At 42.5% G+C, this 18,359-nt stretch carries 17 protein-coding genes and 1 pseudogene; 6 read left to right on the top strand and 12 right to left on the bottom strand.

The genetic code is table 11. From position 1 onward, the window contains the following. Nucleotides 1–7: 7 nt before the first annotated feature. The 8 genes from QF117_RS01230 to QF117_RS01195 form a co-directional block, all read right to left on the bottom strand. Nucleotides 8–472, bottom strand: coding sequence for a chemotaxis protein CheW (locus QF117_RS01230; protein ID WP_282385658.1), 465 nt, complete (start codon nucleotides 470–472; stop codon nucleotides 8–10). A gap of 2 nt (nucleotides 473–474) precedes the next feature. Then, entirely contained in the window at nucleotides 475–1,005 is a 531-nt protein-coding gene (locus QF117_RS01225) for a chemotaxis protein CheW (RefSeq protein ID WP_282385657.1), read from the bottom strand. Between the two features lie 8 nt (nucleotides 1,006–1,013). Next, nucleotides 1,014–3,197: a chemotaxis protein CheA gene (locus QF117_RS01220; protein WP_282385655.1), complete on the bottom strand. Its 2,184-nt coding sequence runs from the start codon at nucleotides 3,195–3,197 to the stop codon at nucleotides 1,014–1,016. A 45-nt stretch (nucleotides 3,198–3,242) separates the two neighbouring features. Further along, the gene (locus QF117_RS01215) at nucleotides 3,243–3,602 is read right to left on the bottom strand and encodes a response regulator (protein ID WP_017036508.1); all 360 of its coding nucleotides are present in this window, start codon (nucleotides 3,600–3,602) and stop codon (nucleotides 3,243–3,245) included. 11 nt (nucleotides 3,603–3,613) lie between these two features. Continuing rightward, entirely contained in the window at nucleotides 3,614–3,889 is a 276-nt protein-coding gene (locus tag QF117_RS01210) for an STAS domain-containing protein (protein ID WP_282385652.1), read from the bottom strand. 292 nt (nucleotides 3,890–4,181) lie between these two features. After that, nucleotides 4,182–6,353, bottom strand: coding sequence for a GNAT family N-acetyltransferase (locus tag QF117_RS01205; RefSeq protein WP_282385651.1), 2,172 nt, complete (start codon nucleotides 6,351–6,353; stop codon nucleotides 4,182–4,184). Nucleotides 6,354–6,443: 90 nt separating this feature from the next. After that, nucleotides 6,444–7,415 carry a ParB/RepB/Spo0J family partition protein gene (locus QF117_RS01200; protein WP_282385650.1) on the bottom strand — a complete coding sequence of 324 codons (972 nt, stop codon included), beginning with the start codon at nucleotides 7,413–7,415 and terminating at the stop codon, nucleotides 6,444–6,446. Nucleotides 7,416–7,421: 6 nt separating this feature from the next. Then, nucleotides 7,422–8,639, bottom strand: coding sequence for a ParA family protein (locus QF117_RS01195; RefSeq protein WP_282385649.1), 1,218 nt, complete (start codon nucleotides 8,637–8,639; stop codon nucleotides 7,422–7,424). Between the two features lie 1,289 nt (nucleotides 8,640–9,928). On the opposite strand from QF117_RS01195, the gene QF117_RS01190 reads away from it, so the two are divergent. Next, nucleotides 9,929–11,899: a replication initiator protein RctB domain-containing protein gene (locus QF117_RS01190; RefSeq protein ID WP_282385648.1), complete on the top strand. Its 1,971-nt coding sequence runs from the start codon at nucleotides 9,929–9,931 to the stop codon at nucleotides 11,897–11,899. 398 nt (nucleotides 11,900–12,297) lie between these two features. On the opposite strand, the gene QF117_RS01185 is transcribed toward QF117_RS01190, so the two are convergent. From QF117_RS01185 to QF117_RS01175, 3 genes are read right to left on the bottom strand one after another with little or no spacing between them, the layout of a single operon-like run. Continuing rightward, nucleotides 12,298–12,783, bottom strand: coding sequence for a transcriptional regulator (locus QF117_RS01185; protein ID WP_282385647.1), 486 nt, complete (start codon nucleotides 12,781–12,783; stop codon nucleotides 12,298–12,300). After that, nucleotides 12,780–13,712 (bottom strand): ATP-binding cassette domain-containing protein, encoded by a 933-nt coding sequence (locus tag QF117_RS01180; RefSeq protein WP_282385646.1) that lies wholly within the window; start codon nucleotides 13,710–13,712, stop codon nucleotides 12,780–12,782. The genes QF117_RS01185 and QF117_RS01180 overlap by 4 nt, the downstream gene beginning before the upstream one ends. Beyond that, complete coding sequence (locus QF117_RS01175) at nucleotides 13,709–14,629, bottom strand: ABC transporter ATP-binding protein (protein ID WP_282385645.1); 921 nt, start codon at nucleotides 14,627–14,629, stop codon at nucleotides 13,709–13,711. Before QF117_RS01175 ends, QF117_RS01180 begins: the two co-directional genes overlap by 4 nt. Nucleotides 14,630–15,015: 386 nt before the next feature. On the opposite strand from QF117_RS01175, the gene QF117_RS01170 reads away from it, so the two are divergent. The 5 genes and pseudogenes from QF117_RS01170 to QF117_RS01150 all read left to right on the top strand — a co-directional run bounded on the left by QF117_RS01170 (nucleotide 15,016) and on the right by QF117_RS01150 (nucleotide 17,541). Continuing rightward, the gene (locus QF117_RS01170; protein WP_017036499.1) at nucleotides 15,016–15,216 is read left to right on the top strand and encodes a hypothetical protein; all 201 of its coding nucleotides are present in this window, start codon (nucleotides 15,016–15,018) and stop codon (nucleotides 15,214–15,216) included. A 146-nt stretch (nucleotides 15,217–15,362) separates the two neighbouring features. Continuing rightward, nucleotides 15,363–15,572: a DUF3283 family protein gene (locus tag QF117_RS01165; protein ID WP_282385644.1), complete on the top strand. Its 210-nt coding sequence runs from the start codon at nucleotides 15,363–15,365 to the stop codon at nucleotides 15,570–15,572. Nucleotides 15,573–15,669: 97 nt separating this feature from the next. Beyond that, entirely contained in the window at nucleotides 15,670–16,386 is a 717-nt protein-coding gene (locus QF117_RS01160) for a YebC/PmpR family DNA-binding transcriptional regulator (RefSeq protein WP_282385643.1), read from the top strand. A 104-nt stretch (nucleotides 16,387–16,490) separates the two neighbouring features. Beyond that, nucleotides 16,491–16,634: pseudogene (locus tag QF117_RS01155) on the top strand (LysR family transcriptional regulator); the annotation flags it as partial. Between the two features lie 31 nt (nucleotides 16,635–16,665). Beyond that, nucleotides 16,666–17,541 carry an NAD(P)-dependent oxidoreductase gene (locus QF117_RS01150; RefSeq protein WP_282385642.1) on the top strand — a complete coding sequence of 292 codons (876 nt, stop codon included), beginning with the start codon at nucleotides 16,666–16,668 and terminating at the stop codon, nucleotides 17,539–17,541. A gap of 153 nt (nucleotides 17,542–17,694) precedes the next feature. On the opposite strand, the gene QF117_RS01145 is transcribed toward QF117_RS01150, so the two are convergent. Further along, nucleotides 17,695–18,312, bottom strand: a complete 618-nt coding sequence (locus QF117_RS01145) for a DsbA family protein (RefSeq protein WP_282385641.1) — start codon at nucleotides 18,310–18,312, stop codon at nucleotides 17,695–17,697. Nucleotides 18,313–18,359: the final 47 nt, after the last annotated feature.

Below are 18,359 nucleotides of genomic sequence, written 5' to 3'. Positions count from 1 at the left end.
TTACCCCTTAAGCTGTCTCTTCTTCAACTGACGTGTTATTTAGCTCTTCTATATCAAATAGAGCCTCTAGATTTAGAAGTATCAAGTGACCACTCGCCACAGAAACTATCCCTTTGATATACGATTGATCTACGGTTACAGACACCTGCGGCGCAGGTTTAATCTGCTCGTCTTTTAGGTCATAAACTTCGGATACTGCGTCGACAATCACCCCTAGCGGGTTCTTTTTACTATCATTAAGAACAATCACCACGGTTGTTGCGCATATTTCCGCAGGTTCTAAATTAAACCGCAGCCGCAGATCAACGATCGGGACATATTCCCCTCGGATGTCTAAAACACCATGCAGGTGCGGTGGAGAATTAGGGACCTTGCGAACCGGGTTCCACCCCCTCACTTCGCGCACATCCAAAATAGGCACGCCATATTCTTCGTTGTCCAATACAAAACTTAAGAATTCTTGTCTCGCCATTGCTACTCTGCCTTAAAAATCAGTTCGATATTGAGTAACTCTTCGGTATCAAGAAGAGACATAATTTCATCGCCGACATTGAGAACACCATGCAAATAGGGCGTTACTTTTGACTCACCGAGAGCAGGGCTCAGCACGTTATCCCCTTGACTAACCACGTCACTCACCGCATCAACAACCAACCCCATCAAACGATCAACGTCGCCATTTCGGCTTCTTAGAACAAGAACCACCGTAGTCGGAATGTACTGGCAATCTCCCAAAGAGAATCGAGCCCTCAAATCAATAACAGGTACGATCATGCCTCTTAGGTTGATGACACCTTTAACAAACTCTGGCGACCTAGGAATCGCTGTTGGCCTCTCCCAAACTCGAATTTCTTCTACGTTTTCAATCGCGACGCCATAAAGCTCTGTAGACAAACGAAAACTAAGAAAGTCAGCACTTTCATTGTTATCGTCATAGTGACTGGTTTGGATACCGATAGAGCCAGAATCCAAGTCTGAAGATGAAGCATGCAGTTCTGTCGTCATATCGCCTCCTAGGCAGCTATTCCTTTGTTACCGGAATTCGCTGATTTGGTGAGATAGCTTGTAATCAACCCTTGAATGTCCAGTATCAATGAAACGGAGCCATCACCCAGAATCGTAGCTCCTGATATACCGGGTACTTTGGTGTAATTGGATTCGAGGCTTTTGATCACCACTTGCTGCTGATCGAGAAGTTCATCAAGCACCAATCCCACTCGACTTCCTGCGGCTTCGACAAAACAGAGAATTCGCTCATTAAGGACACCGCTTTCCCCCATTTCAAGTTCATCTTGTAAACGCAAAATAGGGATATTTTCATCTCGTAAGCGATACAGTTCTATTCCGCCAGACGCATGTTTAATGCAGTCGGTACTGATTTGAATGGATTCAATGATGGTCAACAATGGGATAACATAAACTTCGCTACCGACTTTAACTAACTGTCCATCCAGTATCGCTAAAGTCAGCGGTAGATTGATGGTGAAGTGGCATCCAAAACCCAGTTTTGATTCCACCTCTATGTGTCCACCAAGCTCTTCAATATTCCTCTTTACAACGTCCATTCCCACACCGCGACCAGAGATGTCAGAGACTTCATCCGCGGTAGAGAATCCCGGCGCAAAAATCAGATTCAGTACTTGTTTATCGGTCATTTCCTCTCTGCGAGAGTCCGCATCCAATACGCCTTTTTCAATCGCTTTTCTCCATAACGCATCACAGTCGATCCCGGCACCGTCATCTTTAATCTCAATAACAATCGCGCCACCTTGGTGGTAAGCATTGAGCGAGATAACACCCTCTTCCGGTTTGCCGTTCGCAACTCGAATTTCAGGAACCTCGATACCATGGTCAATACCATTTCTCACTAAGTGAACTAACGGATCGACGATCCGCTCCAACACCGTTTTATCCAGCTCGGTATTTTCTCCACTGATTTGCAGATCGACCTGCTTTTCCAACCGCCCGCACAAATCTCGAACCAACCGAGGAAAGCGACTGAAGGCAAAACTCATCGGTAACATTCGAATATTGAGGACGTTCTCTTGCAAATCTCGACTGTTTTGCAGCAGTTGATCAAGGCCTTCCTTAAGTTTGTCTAGTTTGTCCATCGAGAAGTCGTTACCGATCTCATTGAGCATCGATTGTGTAATAACTAATTCTCCAACCAAATTAATAAGTCCATCCACTTTGTCGATGTCGACTCGTATGGAACTGACACTTGAATCCGATTTGGTGGGCTTAGTCGCCGGTGAACTTTTGCCTTTGTCTAGAAGCTTCGAAGTTGGAGGTTGACTACCTGACGTTGTCTCATCAAGGATAGTCTGAGGGGATTCTTGGACAGATTCTGGCGATTGAACTTGTGCATCGGTTGATGTGTCGTCTTGTTCTATCTCTACCAATGAAGAATCGACAGTGATTGGAGAATCAAAAGTCGGTTCAATGGTGAGATCACATTCATCTTCCACCCATTCAAACACTTCTTGTATTTCATCGAGTGCCACAGAGCCATCGATCGTTATCTTCCAATAGAGATATGACAGCTCCTCTTCTATTTCCGCTATTTCAGGAAGTTCATCAATGCAAGCATCTACTTTTGCTTGCTGATCAAATTCCAAAAGTTCCCGGATGATCCGTAAGGGGTCATTACCACTAAAAAACATTTCTCTATGAGGTGTAAATTGAATCGCCCACAATTTGGGAATTTCTGGGCTATTGTCACTTTCAGAAATGGCGAGTTCAAAAGAATCGGCTTCTTCTGCATCTTGGGTAACGTTAGGCTCTTGGTTCAGTGGCAGATCTTCACTGTTATTATCAAGCAACTGCTCAAGCAATTGATTAACCGAGGCCTTCAGTGCTTCATCAACAACTTCATCACTTTCATGCCCTTCGAGCATATTTTTAATGCAGTCTCCGCCTTTCAGCAGAACATCGATGCTACTTTTGGTCAGTTCTTTTTCATCGTTGCGAACAAGGTCGAGGTAAGCTTCAATGGCGTGGGTGAACTCGCTAATATCAAATAGATTGAAGGTAGCCGCCCCACCCTTGATTGAGTGAGCAGCTCGAAATATGGTGTTGATCGTTTCCTTTTCAACACTTGATACTTCAATATTGAGTAACTCGTTTTCCAGCACTTCTAAATTTTCACGACATTCCTCGTAAAACATTTTGCGAAGCTGGTCCATGTCTAAAGCCATATCTAATCCCTGCGAGTTGACATTATTTTTTGTTTTAATAGTTCGCTAGATCACACGTTTTAACGTTTTGAGCAATGTTTCTGGATTGAACGGTTTGACTAACCACCCCGTCGCTCCAGCAGACTTACCTTCCTGTTTTTTTTCAATACTGGTTTCCGTTGTTAACATAAGAATGGGAATGAACTTATATTGAGGCTTGCCTCTTATCGCTCTTACAAGGTCAAAGCCTCCCATGATCGGCATGTTGACATCCGAAATAACCACATCAAATTTCGTCAGTTGCGCTTTTTTTAACGCATCGCTGCCATCATTGGCTGTTTCAACTTCATACCCTGCATCTTTCAATGTATGGCTTACCATTTGACGAATAGAAATCGAATCATCTACTGCTAAAATCTTTGTCATATTACTCACCTTCAACCATCCATTTCATCATTGAAAACGCTCGTTAAGCCAAGGGTAACGAACGCCTCGGTCAACACAGCAGAGCTTTCACTAAGCTCAATTGTCACATTCAATCGTTTAGCACTCACAAAAAGGGAAGCCAGTAATTGAACTCCAGCAGTATCAACCTTAGAAACTTGCGACGCATTTATACGTAGCAAGGATGATTGTTTAAGCCATTCCGCATACTGAATTTTTGCATCCATTACGGTGGAGATCTCTAGCGATTCACCTAATAAACAGTCCATTATGTTTTCCTATGTATATTTCTTGTTAGTGCTTACTGGTGCTGTTTGTTTCTCTACTGACGTTAATTTTGAGTTTAGGAAGAATTGACTATTACGCAAATATCCAAACTTGAATGTGAATAGATAAAAATGCGTCGCTCATTACAAACTGTCGATTTTTCTTTAATTATTAACCACTTAAAACTAGCCCACTTTAAACAAAAAAATCCTACTAATACTTTATTATTAGTAGGATTTTTTGAATAAAGGAGTTGAATTAAATGATGTTTTTTATCAGTTTACAGTGTAAATACTACGGGTATGTATTTTGGATAGAGAGTTTACACTGTAAATTACAGAGTAAACTCTCTATATCTTGCTTCAATTGTAACTCGCTTTGTTTTCGCCCTGACGCAGAAATGACAGCAGAACATTCAAACAAACTTTTCTGTTGAAGTACTTTAGCAATGAGTAGATCGGTCACTAAGCTAGCCGATGATGACTTGAAAGCAGAAGATGATTTGAAAACGGTAGACTCGCTCTGTTGAACACTGAGACTAAAGCCATTTTCTTGGATCAATATAAAAGCGATTAAGCGACGCAAAATATACGCGATACTATCAAAGCTGGCACCGCCTTGAACATAAAACTGGAGTAGATTCATCTCTTCCGGTGACAGGTCACAATGAGAAGATGGTACCTGTTGGTATAATGTTCGTAGAACCGAGAATTCCATATCAGTCAAACTATCAGACAGTCGATATTCCAAACTATCAGCAAACATCTGCTCTGCCCTATCTAACCATTCCACATTATCACCCTTTATCATGGTCACAGAATAACAGCCACTGGCTTTATCTCGCTGGCTTCCAACTCTTACTACAGAGAAATGATTGTTCCTCCAAAACCGTATTAATTCTGACGTTGCACCAAAACTGGTGGACAAAAATGAATTCTTATTCCGTTGCTGGAGCTGTTTCAACATCAGAGAGCCTATGTTGATGCCTTGGTAAGAGGGATGAACAGCAATTCTCATGATGCGCAAGCTTTTATCTAAAGCCGCTTTCGCGATGCCTAACTGATTCGCGATGGATACTGAAACCAGTTGGCCTGGCGGTCTGCGTTTTCCCTGCTGAATAAGCTCGACCATCTCTAGGCTCAGGCCTCCTTCCTCAACCGTTAATATACAACCAAGGCACTCATCTTTTAGCATCAACACATAAAGACTGGTGAGGTTGTCGCCTAAAAGATGAAAGAGATCATTCGGTGATGTCTGATAATGAGCATTCACCAATAAACCAAAACAGCGGCGTAACAAAGCGGGATCGCCAATCAGCTGACTTTTTTCTATTTTAACCAGCGACAGCGCTTCAAGGTTAGGCTGTTCGCCCACGGGCGTACCAATACAATCAGCATCTAATAAAAAGGCGGTATTGTGCCAATGCTCTAACGGGTCGTTCCGCTGCCAACGTATCGGCTGATTTAAATGCAATTCCGAGCTACCTGGCCTTTCGTTTTTCAACCAAGGTATGAACTTTAAGCTAAACCCTCGTCCTGACCCTTCATAGCCATGAATGGTGCTCGACAATACCAAACGGTGATGACGCTGCACAAAGGTTTTTAGCATGGGTACCGGAATAGCCGCTGCTTCATCTACGATCAGTAGATCGCATTGATGTTTTAATCGAATAAGGTCATCCGGCGCAACAAAGCGAATCGATGATGAATGACGCTCTGAACTGTAATCAAGTTCGCCAGTTCGAGTAACCGGCAATGATAATGATAAAGCAGCATGGTGGAACAATGGAGAAACCATCGTTAATGTCGGGGCGGTAACAATGATATCTAACGACTTGGACATCATTAGCTGAGCTGAGGCGAGTCCGAGCGATGCGGTTTTTCCTCTTCCTCTGTCGGCAGTTAACATCAATGGACGTTTTCGGTGGCCTTCTATGACTCTGATTATTTTTTCAATCGCGTGCTCTTGCTCGTGATAGACTGAATTTACCGGAGTATCTGTAACATCAGGGAGCCCAGGTAGAGTGCGGTTTTGCTCAATATTTAGTAGCTGATACAGCCCTTTTTCTAGCCATTGAGCATCAAAGCTTAACTCGCCGAAACGCTTGTTATTTCTATCGCTGGGAATGATGATTAGAATACCACCGCCAGTTAACGTTCCAATCGCAGCACTGAAACTGTTCGCGTCAAAACCATCCGAAAAATCACAAATTAAGAGCTGGCACTCTTGCCCGAGGAGGCGCTTGCCTTGCTTAAATGTTACATGATGACTGGATGAAAGTGGATCGCTGGATGAAAACGGATCGCCTCCTAGTTGGAAGATAGTTCGTGGGCGATGAGCATCAATAAACGACTGAACGGTCTGCTCTTGCCAATGTTTTTGCCCACGTAGTACAACACCAAAACGAATATGGTTTTGAACCGCAACGGAAGATAGCTTGGAGAGAAACGAGATGGGTGTAGACATAGGTATGCGTTCAGTCTGATTTAGATGGGTTAATCTTATCACACACCATAAAAAAAGCCGCGAAATCGCGGCCTTGTAGAATGAGTTGAGTTACCCCAGTTTCGTTTCAATGAACGACAAAATATCCCTCATTGTCTCGTCATCTACCTTTTTTAGGTTCAGCGCTAGGTTCGCGCCTTTTCGACTATAAGTCGCACGGCCTTTGATAAGATCAATTTTACTGTTCCCACTTTTCTTTGGCGGGGACAATTCATCAATCCAATTTTCAATCGTTTCTGACACTTCTTTAGTTAACCGGGCCACGCCTTGAACTTGGCTACGCTGCCACACATATCCATCACTCGACTGACACTTATCTAATAATGTTGAGCGATGTTCTTCAGACAATTCATGGTATTGCTTATGAAGTTTTACGATAGTTGGGCGGCCTAGATCACTGACATTTGGGTACGCTTGAAGTAAGGCTAGAGGTAGCGAAGCGGCTTTTAATGCACCACTGACCAATGCTTCACTGCACTGAAACATACGTGCAAGTGCTTTTTGATCTTCTGCTTCACCGCTATCCAGCTTGGCCAGCATTTCTTTGCCTTTTTCGTATAATGACAAGGGCTTATGAGCATTGGCTACATCAGAGAGAAACTTCGCATGCTCTGCATTAATGTCTTCAGCAACATAGATTAAAAACTCTTTGTTTGCCAAAATACACGACATACGACGGCGGCTACCGTCTAAAACTTCTATCTTACCATCTTTGCCTTTTCGACCGACCGCTGGGTACTGTTGACCTCTCTCTTTTAACGTCGTCAATACATCTGATAATGCATGTTCGTTAAGAAAAGACTGCTCACGAGCATTGTCAGCAAATACCGTTGTGCGTTGTTCTAGCTCATTGGCAGGAATTCGGACAAGCTCAAAAGAGACCAATTGTTCACCCGCAACGGCAAGTTCAATAATTTGAGCTTGCTCTTTGGCCGCAGTTTGCGCTTCTAACGGTGTGGTTGCTCTGCGCTTGTTCGCTTTACCAAAGAGTTTTGCGTTTAAGTCAGACGTTTTTATTGCCATTTTTCATTACCCCTGATTTAGTGAAGACCAATTGCTGTGAAGGACACGTTCGAGCTCTAGCGCGCCTTTTTGTACTGCATCTTGAGCGGTTGCCAATGTTTTCTTACCACCTTCAAAGTCCCCAGCTGTAAGATCGAAAACCGTACTGTATGTGTCAGCACACGTTTCAAATGCTCGGCTTCTAGGTATGGTCGCCATCGTCACTTGGTCACCAAGCAAATAATTCATTTCAGTCAACACCGACACTTGCTTCTTATTGTCATCTTCAAACATTGTTGGCATTAAGCGCACAAATTCGAGCCCCTTCCAGTCATCAGGAAACATTTCATATACGGTCGGCAAATGTTGGAAGAAGTTGACGGTTGAAGCCCAATCAAGACGCTTAGCGGCGCAAGGAATAAGCAGCGCATTCGATGCGTACATGGCATTCCAAACCAGCGGGTCAACGTGCGGGCCGGTATCAATCATAATGACATCAAAGTCATCTGCGATCTGATCAATCAGTTTTTCCTTCAGAAGTTTTACAATATCCAGTGACTGATTTTTTGAAAGGTGCTGCCACGCTTCTGCATTAAACATCGCATCTTCAGGGAAAGCCGATACCGTTTTTAAGTTTGGATACTGAGTGGGCATCATGACATTTTTATGCAAGAACTCTTTGTTTACCTCAACACCGTCAGGTACGTTATCAAGCATAATATCGACCGCAGAATAGATATTTTCATGCTCTGAGATACTGATTTGAGGGTTCAAAAACAAACGCAGTGAACCTTGAGGATCCAAATCTATTAAGCAAATACGGTAACGCTTATCTAAATTAAGCGCTAAACAGGCAGCCAGATGAACCGCCGTCATTGACTTACCCGTTCCACCCTTCTGGTTTTGAACGTTAATAATCCAAGGCTTATTATCGCCATTTTTCTTACGTTGATGAAATTTGGCGACACCCGCAGCATCCATAAGCATGTGTGCTTCTTGTAACGAAATAGAGTAGTGATTAGCGTTATTTTTGGTAAATTGATGCCCAGCGGCCTCAAGCTTACTAATGGCATCATCGAGTTTTCTTCGAGTGAGTCCAGAGCGAGTTTCCATTAATGCTTTAGACATTGGAGGAAAATGCTCATCACTTCTTTCTTCTAACACTATCTCAATACGGTCAGCTTGGACTTGTTGGGTCTGTTCAGCGAGCTGGTAGAGATTCTCTATTGTTTGTTCTCTTTTCATTGCCAAATTCCGTTGTTATTTATCTAACAACCGATTGTACAGCAATTTAAGATACACTCAATAAAAAGGTGAACATTCAATAAAACATTAGTGTTCCATTAATAAGAGTATTATTGATGTAATTGATGATAAACGTCCATTTCAAATGAATATAGTACACGACTTTCTATGGCACTAACGTAAGAAAAGCCAATAGATTAAAAGTGTTACAATGTCACTAATTTACAATGTAAAATACGTTTTCATGATTAAAAGATGGTGGAAAATAAATCTGTGCGGAACGATTATAAAGGTCGAATAAATTACGGCCTGTGTCATTTGAACTATAAACAGGCCAAATTTTCACTCAGTACGCGATTAAGTCGTCAAACAATAGAAACAGGACCACAGATAAGTCATGGCATACTGGAGCGCTTATTGGATGAATATCGGAAGAATGATCAAGAGTTGATTCATGATCATTCTTCCGAAGAAAAACGGCTTTTATGGAAAGATGATCAAGGAGAAATCCCTTCAAATTCATCACCTCATTCGGATCTTGATTTAAGATCATGAGTCGGAACGATGATCAAGTGATATACACCTTCGGAAGCATGTAAATTATCTCTCAAATTACGGAGGAATGTAGATGGAATAATGGTTAACGGTAACAATCACCCTTAACTAAGTTAAACGAAGAGATTATCTGCACATGCGTTTCAAAATCCGCTTATTCTTGATCATGCTTTCGAATTGACTGATAGTAGAATCAGGTGATGGCTAATATATACTCTATTTGCTGTTGCACTTAAGTTTGGTCAATAATAAAACGAAATAGTGTCATTAGTTCTTTAATAAGGAGCGTTCTTGATCATGCTTCTGGAATGTAAACCGTCTCTACCCGTTCGGATAAAAAGATACGAGTGAATAAACCACTCAATTTTATGAAGGGTTGTGGATAAGGTGTTAAGAGATGATGATCATGTTTTCGTTTTTTCTTTGATCATCTATCCTAGGTTTCGTTGATCATGCTTAGGACTATGATTGATCATGCTTTCATGGATCAGATGATCATTGTTTCGTTATTACTATGATCATGCTTTCATGAGTGTTTTTTTTATTTTCTTTATATACAGCAACTTACGAACAAAAACTCACTCGGATCATTAGATCATATAATCAATATAGATCATCTTAATCAAATAGATCAGTTATTTAAAAGCAATAAATTTTTCTTTCTTTATGATCTTTTTTTCTTTATTCTCTTGGAACTATAGCGATATTACGGCCAACGTGATCCGGATCTAATAATGAGTTCAGAAGAAAAACTACTAATTAAATCTCCCCGAAGTCACAAGGGAGGTCACCTTTTTGAAGTATCAGAAGCCGCTGTGGGCTGGGTAGAGCAGTATCAACACTTCAAAGGTGTCACCAAAAGTATTGTAGAACTTTTGAATCTTATTTCACTGCAAGGCTTTCGCAGCAAAGATGGATACGTTTCTACAACTGAATTAATCGATGCTACCGACGGTCAAATCACACGAGCGGCAATTCAGCAACGATTACGTGCTGCTGTGACGATTGGCCTTTTCAAACAAATACCTGTTCGTTTTGAAGAAGGACTGGCCGGTAAAACCATGCTGCATCAATTTGTTAACCCTAATCTCTTGATATCAGTATTAGGTTCAACGAGTTTAGTCACTGAATCTGTTAAACAAAATGAAAAACAAAAACGTTCTAAAGCGCTGGCTCAAACACAAGTTAACAAGCGATTGCTTAATGAACATGGCTTAAATATCCCCCCCACAATGAAAGATGAGGCTGATCAATTCATTGTATCGCCAACCAACTGGGCAGGTATCATTGATCAAGCTCTAGCGCCGCCAAGAACCCGTAAAAACTACCAAAAGTCTATGGTATCAATTTCAGGTACTCGCGCAGTCATTGAAACTCGATCCTCTAAAAATATTATGACCGTCGATGATTTAATGACCTTGTTCGCGCTGTTTACCTTGACGGTTCAATATCATGATCATCATAGAGAAGACTATCAACTCGAAGCACAGGCCGCTCCAAATAAAACGCCTTTGTATATCACTGATATTTTGTCTTTGCGTGGTAAAAAAGACAGTGGTCCCGCACGAGACTCGATCAGAGATAGTATCGATCGCATTGAATTTACAGACTTCCAATTGCATGAGCTGACTGGCCGTTGGCTCAGTGAAAATATGCCAGAAGGCTTTAAGAGTGACCGTTTTCGATTTCTAGCGCGTACCATCACGGCCTCAGAAGAAGCACCAACAGAGAACGCTGACGGCGAAATTAGAATCAAGCCTAATCTGTATATTTTAGTGTGGGAACCCTCTTTTTACGAAGAGTTAATGACCCGAGATTATTTTTTCTTATTCCCGCCAGAAATCTTGAAACAGCATACGTTGGTCTTCCAACTGTACTCTTATTTTCGGACTCGTATGTCGCGCCGCCACACCGATGTCATGCTGCTGACCGAGCTTAACCAAAAGCTCGCGCGTAATATTGAATGGCGAAGATTCTCGATGGATTTGATCCGTGAATTAAAGAAACTCTCAGAAGGGAAGGGCGATGATCAATTATTTGTTGTTAACCTCTGGGGGTATCACTTAACGATCACTTCAATGATCGAGAAAGACAAAGTCACGGATTATCAAGTTGATATTAAGTGTGATGCAGAGGAAGTGTTACGCTATTCTCGTGCTCGCACAACAAATGCTGGTAAGCGCAATATGGCGCCTACGCTACCAAACCCATTAAGACATGAAATGGTGTCTAAACAGAAACTCGCTGAGCTATCAGAAATCATTGATGGTGAGTTTGAGCCGATTCAAAGAAAAGCGCCTTCACCTCGGGGCCGCTTAGGTCGTCGAGTTAAGTTAAGAAAACACCTTGTAGAAATTAATGCGGATGAAATTACTATCACGCTCTCCAAATATACCTCTGAAGAAGCCCTAGAACGCGGTATAACGGCTTTAGCTGCTATGACAGGGCATTCTCACTCTTCGATTAAAGAAGAGTGTATAGAGCTTCTGGATAAGCTTGACTGGCTTCGAGTCGGAGAAGTCCCGCTTCCGTATGAGACATTGAGCAAGCTTGTGGAGCTATACAATCAACAGAGCGAAAATAAACACCTGTCCATTGAGCGTTTAATTTCTGGATTAGCGGTAAGACGAAAAGTGTGCAAACAAGTCTTTGATGGCCATTTGGATGAAACCGTGTTTAGAGCACTAGACGAAGTCGCGGTCTAACATTAGCCTATATACAGTACGTGCAGTCCACATATTTTTCATTCAATTATCGGAGTGTTTAGTGGATACAAAAGCTATGCGCTATGTGAGTAATTTTAGACCGTTTTAAGACATTGCTCTGACACACTTCTGACATTGTTATTCACTGATGGGGCTAGTATTTATCTCGAATAGACAACCTTTTGTCCCTTCTAAATAGATTGGCTCATATTTGTTACATTCTGAATTGTTGGCGAGTTCATAAGAACTCGCTTTTTTTTGCCTAAAATTCAAGGATTAACATAATTTACGAAAGCATGATCAAGGTGATCTATGATCATGCTTTCGGGATAGCGCGAGAATATTCGTTGTGACCAAGTAGAGCGGTTAAGCTGGGCATTGATGACTGAAATGATCCATTAATGAAACGATCGCGATGAGTGATAACCTTGATCATCGTTCCTACCGCGGCTCTCGTGATCATTGGCGGCCATAAAATGAACATGGGCTTCAATCAGTTGATGAGATTGACTCCGCCAAGTTTCTTGAGTCTGCTGGTTACAGAATTCCAGCAGTAAAACGACAAGATGTTGCACCCGCTTCATTGACCAGTCTTTAAGATCCCGATCGGAAAGTGGGTCGCACGCCACCTGCTGAAGCTTACTGTACGCCAGCTGAAGGTACTGAAACGCTTTATCCGATGCTGTATAGCGATTGTGTTCAAATACCCGTAAGCAAGCGTCTAGCCAGCATGCAATCGCTTTACTTTGTGCATTGGTGATAGTTGGTCCCCATAATTGATCTGGCGTTTTAAGGATCAATGGTTCAAGCAACGTCACTTGATCATGCTTTCGCAGTTGATACCAAGATTCGATTTGTGTTATCCAACTATCTAGTTCATTCATGCTGCGCTATCCCATTGCTTTACAAAGTGATTACTACCAACTTGTTGTGTTTCAGTTTGAACAAGGCTGCATCGCTGTCGAATTTGATCAGCATTTACTGAATAGTTTGGTTCATTTTTAACCAATTTACCAAATGGCAGATCAGGATCGGGAACGGCGGAGATCAGCAGTTTGGTGTAGGGGTGTTGGGGATTAGATAAGATGGATTGCGTGTCACCCCACTCAACGATCTGCCCTTTGTACATCACCGCTGTTTCTTCAGCGATATAGTGCGCAGTCGCGAGATCATGTGTGATGTAAAGAAACCCTATTCCGAGCTCTTTCTTCATTCGTTGCATTAAATTGAGAACCCCTAAACGGATGGAAACATCAAGCATAGAGGTCGGTTCGTCGGCCAAAATAACTTGAGCACCGACAGCTAACGCTCGAGCCAAATTAACTCGCTGCCGTTGACCGCCACTTAACTCGTGTGGATATTTCTTAAGTGTATCCGGATCTAGCTCGACCATAGCCAACAGCTCTTGAAGACGATTTGGTAGTTCACTGGTATGAGTGATTTGTTTATGAATTTTAAGCGGGCGAGTGAGGTGATGTTCAATGGTATGGGTCGGGTTTAGCGAGCCAAATGGGTCTTGAAATACCATTTGAACTTTACCACGGTACTCCAGGATCTCTTTGCGAGACTTGAGCTCATTGATGTTACGTCCGTTGAACAGAATTTCTCCCTCTGTCGCCGGGTACACCTTTGTCATTAGGCGCGCACAGGTGCTTTTACCGCAACCAGACTCTCCGACCAGGGCTAATGTCCGACCGGCATGAATATTAAAACTAATCCCTTGAAGCGCTCGGAAAGTGTCTTGTTTAGAGAGGCCGCCCCTCACAGTGAAATCCTTAACCACATTGTTTACTTGAAGAATTGGGGTGTTCATAGTGATACTCCTTGCTGGTGATTCTGTTTCACAGAAGACAAATGCTGTTGTTCTTGTGCATTACGCGGCACAGAGTCGCCCTGGTGGTGATGTGTTGAGGTTTCATGAATGTTGGGGAAGGAAGCCCACAACTTCTTAGTGTAGGGATGTTGAGGCGCATTTCGAATTCGTTCGGACGTGTTGACTTCAACAATTTCGCCATGACGCATAATTGCGATCCGATGGCACAATTGACTCATGAGCGCTAAGTCGTGAGTGATGAATAAAATCGAAAAACCGAACTCTTCGCGCAATTGATAAATTTGCTGCAAAATTTCTCGTTGAACGACGACATCTAAGGCGGTTGTCGGTTCATCCATAATGATGAGTTTAGGGTTAAGAGAAAGTGCAATCGCGATGACAAGTCGCTGACGCATTCCACCACTAAACTGGTGTGGGTACTCACTAAGACGTTCACGAGGGATGTTGACCAGATCAAGCAGTTTTTCAGCTCTGTCTTGAGCTTGTGCATCGTTCATTCCTTTGTGGTGGCGTAGGACATCACAAAACTGTTCTTTGATACTTAGGACTGGGTTTAAGGAGTTCATGGCACTTTGAAACACCATTGCTATCTCACTCCAGCGAAGTGCACAGATTTCATTGTCAGAGAGCTTGAGTAGGTCCTGTTCATCAAAGTGGACTGAACCACCAGAGATAAAAGCGGGCGGTTTATGCAGGCGATTTAACGCAAAGGCAATGGTGCTTTTTCCGCAGCCTGATTCTCCAGCCAGTCCAAAGATCTCCCCTTTACCAATATCAAAACTCACGGATTTAACGGCTTCGAAATCTCCGTTATCGGTAATGTAGTCCACGCACAGGTGGCGGACGCGAATAATAGGGTCGGGATGAAAGGCGTCATTTAACGGTCGGTTATCCATAAATAGTCCAAATGCAAATAAAAGAAATGATAACCATTATCATTAGCATTTAATTTAAATGGAACACTTAACAAAGATAAAACAGTGAAGTGGCTCGAAAAATAACGCTCTGGGGCATCGGAACATGAAGAGAGTTGCTGCGCTTCAAGGAGAAAAGGGCGGATCGAGATAGAAATAAAACTGAGACCTAGATCAAACGGAAAGTTTGGAGCGGAATCTCTTAAAAATACGACTACAATTATAAGGGTGCAAACGTTAATTGAGTAATTTATTAACTAGGTGTCAGATTCATTATGCTTATCACATTCTGAATCGAAAAGTCTTAACAAGCGGAAGGTGGTTTGCTACAGATTACCTGTCCAAACATGGTTTTTTTCGGAGGAAATATGTCCATAAATTCTATTGACCATGATGATATGACTAACATTGCAAATAAGTGGGATCTCGAGGAACAAGAGATGCATTCACAAGAGCCAGTTATCAAAGTTAAATCTGCGGATGCTCGTCGTCGCATTGAAGCGTTACGAGAAATTCGCGAAAGTGGTTTAACCATTGAAGAGGCAAGAGAGTTAGGCATTCTGCACTAACAATATTTGCAATACACAGCAAGGGTGGCGCTCATGCCACCCTTATTATTTTCAATGATAAGTTGATCTCAATCGTCATAAATGCCCCAAAAATCAACTCCTGTGTGATATATTTCCCGCCCATGTACTGACTATGACAAGCCGCTATGACAATTAATCTCTCACAACTGCCGACTGATGAAAAAAATAAGATTGAACTTGATAAACAAGCATCGTTCTTAGTTTGGAAACTTCGAGAGGCAAAAGCGATTCCGAGTGAAATTATTGAACAAAAAAATAAGATCGCCAATGAGCAACAAAGAGAATGGTTTGAACAGTCTATTTCAAAGTACAAGCGAGTCATGGGTGTGATGTAGTCGAACACATCCCTTGTCTTTGTTGAGCTAAAAATTGAAATGATTCAGCTTTTTGCTAAAATCCTTCGCGTTAAATTGAATTAGAGAGAATATCCCGATGGGAAGAAGTTTTGAAGTGCGCAAAGCCTCAATGGCAAAAACCGCAGGCGCAAAAATTAAAGTTTATTCTAAATACGGTAAAGAGATTTACATGTGTGCGAAGAACGGCAGTTCCGATCCAGACATGAATCTACCTCTTAAGCACCTGATTGCTAAAGCGAAAAAAGATCAAGTTCCCGCTCACGTTATCGATAAAGCGATTGATAAAGCAAACGGTGGTGGTGGTGAAGATTACACACCTGCTCGTTATGAAGGTTTCGGTCCTGGTGGCACCTGTGTGATTGTTGACTGTCTAACCGATAACGGTAATCGTACTTTCCAAGACGTACGCCAGTGCTTTGTGAAAACAGGCGCGAAAATTGGTGTTGAAGGTACGGTTTCTCACATGTTTGATCACCAAGCGGTATTCCAATTCAAAGGCGATGATGACGAAATCATTTTAGAAACGCTAATGATGGAAGATGTGGATGTGACCGATGTTGAAGTGGAAGAGGGCGTAGTCACGGTATTTGCACCGCACACCGAGTTCTTCAAAACGAAGACGGCTCTAAATAGTGCATTTCCAGAGCTTACGTTAGATGTAGAGGAAATCACTTTTGTTCCTCAAACTCACACGCCAGTAACGGGTGAAGACGCCGAGAAATTCCAGAAGTTTATGGACATGCTTGATGACTGTGATGATGTTCAGCAGGTCTACCATAACGCCGAATTGTAATCTTTAGCGGATCATGACAGATAAACCGAGCCTCTAGTGCTCGGTTTTTTTATGATCATAAAACCTGTCCCCCTTGATCATTGTTCCAAATCTTTACTCTTAATGAGATGAATTGAGTTCAAGTACAACATGATGATCATCGTAGTGACCGACAGGCTTATTTAGTGTACAAAGAAAGACAAATTACATCGAAAGCACTGACATTATTGTTCGATGCCCTGATGGCAGGAATCACGTTAATGCAGTAAAACACACCAGTTAAATCAGGGAGAAAAAGCAATGAAAATAAGTTTTATCGGACTGGGAGTGATGGGTTTCCCTATGGCTGGGCATTTAAAAAAGGCAGGATTTGACGTCACCGTATTTAACCGTACTTACTCTAAGTCTTTATCTTGGAAGGAAAAGTATTCTGGAAATACGGCTGAAACGGTCGCTGAATGTGTCGCTGAGGCCGATGTGGTTTTACTGTGTGTCGGAAACGATGATGACGTTCGTTCTATGACCACCAGCGAAATGGGCGCATTTGCAGCGATGAAGCCGAACGCAATACTTGTCGACCACACCACCACATCCGCGCAGCTTTCTGAAGAGCTGGAAGATGCTGCAACGAAAGCTGGGCTTCGGTTTATGGACGCGCCTGTTTCGGGTGGCCAAGCCGGCGCTGAAAACGGTGTACTCACTATCATGTGTGGTGGTGATCAAGCTCTATTTGATGAACTTCAACCTGTCTTTGGTGCGTACGGAAAGTCTTCGGTGCTGATGGGCAGAGTTGGGCAGGGTCAACGGGCTAAAATGGTGAATCAGATCTGCATCGCTGGCGTGTTAACCGGGTTATCAGAAGGCTTAATGTTGGCGGAAAAGTCCGGTTTGGACATTCCTACACTGGTTGATTGCCTAAAAAACGGTGCTGCCGGATCGTGGCAGATGGAAAACCGCGCGGTTACCATGTCTCAAGATAAATTCGATTTTGGTTTCGCGATTGATTGGATGATCAAAGATTTAGGGTTTTGCTTAGATGAAGCTCAACGCCAGGGGCTCTCTCTGCCATTGACAGAAAAAACCAATGAACGCTATGAGGTGCTAAGTAAGTCTGGCGACAATAGAATGGATACCTCGGTACTGATACGTTCAATTAAATCGGAAGCGAGTTCGTAAGACTTTGTTTGCTTCATAAGCCATGGAGTTCAATTTTCAATTGGCTTGTGGAGCTTTATTTTTATGAAATGCGGTAGAATCAATCGTGTCAGCGTTGTATTCCGCTCATTCCATGAATCGCTTTACCTCCATATATACCTCTAAAACTCCACCTTAAGGCAATAATATAGCCTTGATCGTTGCTGCTTCGTCTTGGTAATCAATCTTCAACTCCGTTACTGAACCTTCTTTTTCAATAAACAACGATGGAAAACTGTTACCGCCTATTGATCGAGCAAATTGAATCTCTCTCAAAAGGGTATTTTGTGTCTCTTGCGCCACCAGCATCTTTTTGAAAGCGTCCAGATCAAGGTTCAGTTCACCAGCAAGTTGAATTAACGTCTCGTTATCACTGGGGTTCTGCGCATCGAGGTAGTACGCTTTTTGAATCGCTGTCAGCATGGTTTCTTCTGCACCTTGAGCTCTCGCCGCCAGTAGTGCGCGACAAGCAGGGTAGGTAGAACGTCTTGGGGTATTCTTGGTCCAAAAATCGTAGTTGAACTCTGTTCCTAAGTACTCTTCTATTTTTTTCCAGTAGGAGGCAATTTGCTTTTGCATATCAATAGGCATCGCGACGTCACTGTCAGGGGCTAATCCCCCCAAAACATAGGTAATATCAACATGGTCATTGACTCCTTGCTTTACTTTTTCCCATGTAGGTTTGTACCCCCAGCACCATGAACACATAGGGTCGTAGACATAATATAACGTTGCTTTTTTTATTGCGGTCATTACTTTCTCTCTTAAATATGGCCAGATATCTTAAACAGGGCCAGGTT

Source organism: Vibrio sp. YMD68 (assembly GCF_029958905.1).
In the GTDB taxonomy this organism is placed as follows: domain Bacteria; phylum Pseudomonadota; class Gammaproteobacteria; order Enterobacterales; family Vibrionaceae; genus Vibrio.
This window is presented reverse-complemented; position numbering and strand designations above follow the sequence as displayed.

Bases quoted from the DNA above. Each gene is read 5' to 3' on its own strand.
- QF117_RS01230 (WP_282385658.1), bottom strand. From the start codon at position 472: ATGGCGAGACAAGAATTCTTAAGTTTTGTATTGGACAACGAAGAATAT.
- QF117_RS01225 (WP_282385657.1), bottom strand. From the start codon at position 1,005: ATGACGACAGAACTGCATGCTTCATCTTCAGACTTGGATTCTGGCTCT.
- QF117_RS01220 (WP_282385655.1), bottom strand. From the start codon at position 3,197: ATGGCTTTAGACATGGACCAGCTTCGCAAAATGTTTTACGAGGAATGT.
- QF117_RS01215 (WP_017036508.1), bottom strand. From the start codon at position 3,602: ATGACAAAGATTTTAGCAGTAGATGATTCGATTTCTATTCGTCAAATG.
- QF117_RS01210 (WP_282385652.1), bottom strand. From the start codon at position 3,889: ATGGACTGTTTATTAGGTGAATCGCTAGAGATCTCCACCGTAATGGAT.
- QF117_RS01205 (WP_282385651.1), bottom strand. From the start codon at position 6,353: ATGTCTACACCCATCTCGTTTCTCTCCAAGCTATCTTCCGTTGCGGTT.
- QF117_RS01200 (WP_282385650.1), bottom strand. From the start codon at position 7,415: ATGGCAATAAAAACGTCTGACTTAAACGCAAAACTCTTTGGTAAAGCG.
- QF117_RS01195 (WP_282385649.1), bottom strand. From the start codon at position 8,639: ATGAAAAGAGAACAAACAATAGAGAATCTCTACCAGCTCGCTGAACAG.
- QF117_RS01190 (WP_282385648.1), top strand. From the start codon at position 9,929: ATGAGTTCAGAAGAAAAACTACTAATTAAATCTCCCCGAAGTCACAAG.
- QF117_RS01185 (WP_282385647.1), bottom strand. From the start codon at position 12,783: ATGAATGAACTAGATAGTTGGATAACACAAATCGAATCTTGGTATCAA.
- QF117_RS01180 (WP_282385646.1), bottom strand. From the start codon at position 13,712: ATGAACACCCCAATTCTTCAAGTAAACAATGTGGTTAAGGATTTCACT.
- QF117_RS01175 (WP_282385645.1), bottom strand. From the start codon at position 14,629: ATGGATAACCGACCGTTAAATGACGCCTTTCATCCCGACCCTATTATT.
- QF117_RS01170 (WP_017036499.1), top strand. From the start codon at position 15,016: ATGTCCATAAATTCTATTGACCATGATGATATGACTAACATTGCAAAT.
- QF117_RS01165 (WP_282385644.1), top strand. From the start codon at position 15,363: ATGACAATTAATCTCTCACAACTGCCGACTGATGAAAAAAATAAGATT.
- QF117_RS01160 (WP_282385643.1), top strand. From the start codon at position 15,670: ATGGGAAGAAGTTTTGAAGTGCGCAAAGCCTCAATGGCAAAAACCGCA.
- QF117_RS01150 (WP_282385642.1), top strand. From the start codon at position 16,666: ATGAAAATAAGTTTTATCGGACTGGGAGTGATGGGTTTCCCTATGGCT.
- QF117_RS01145 (WP_282385641.1), bottom strand. From the start codon at position 18,312: ATGACCGCAATAAAAAAAGCAACGTTATATTATGTCTACGACCCTATG.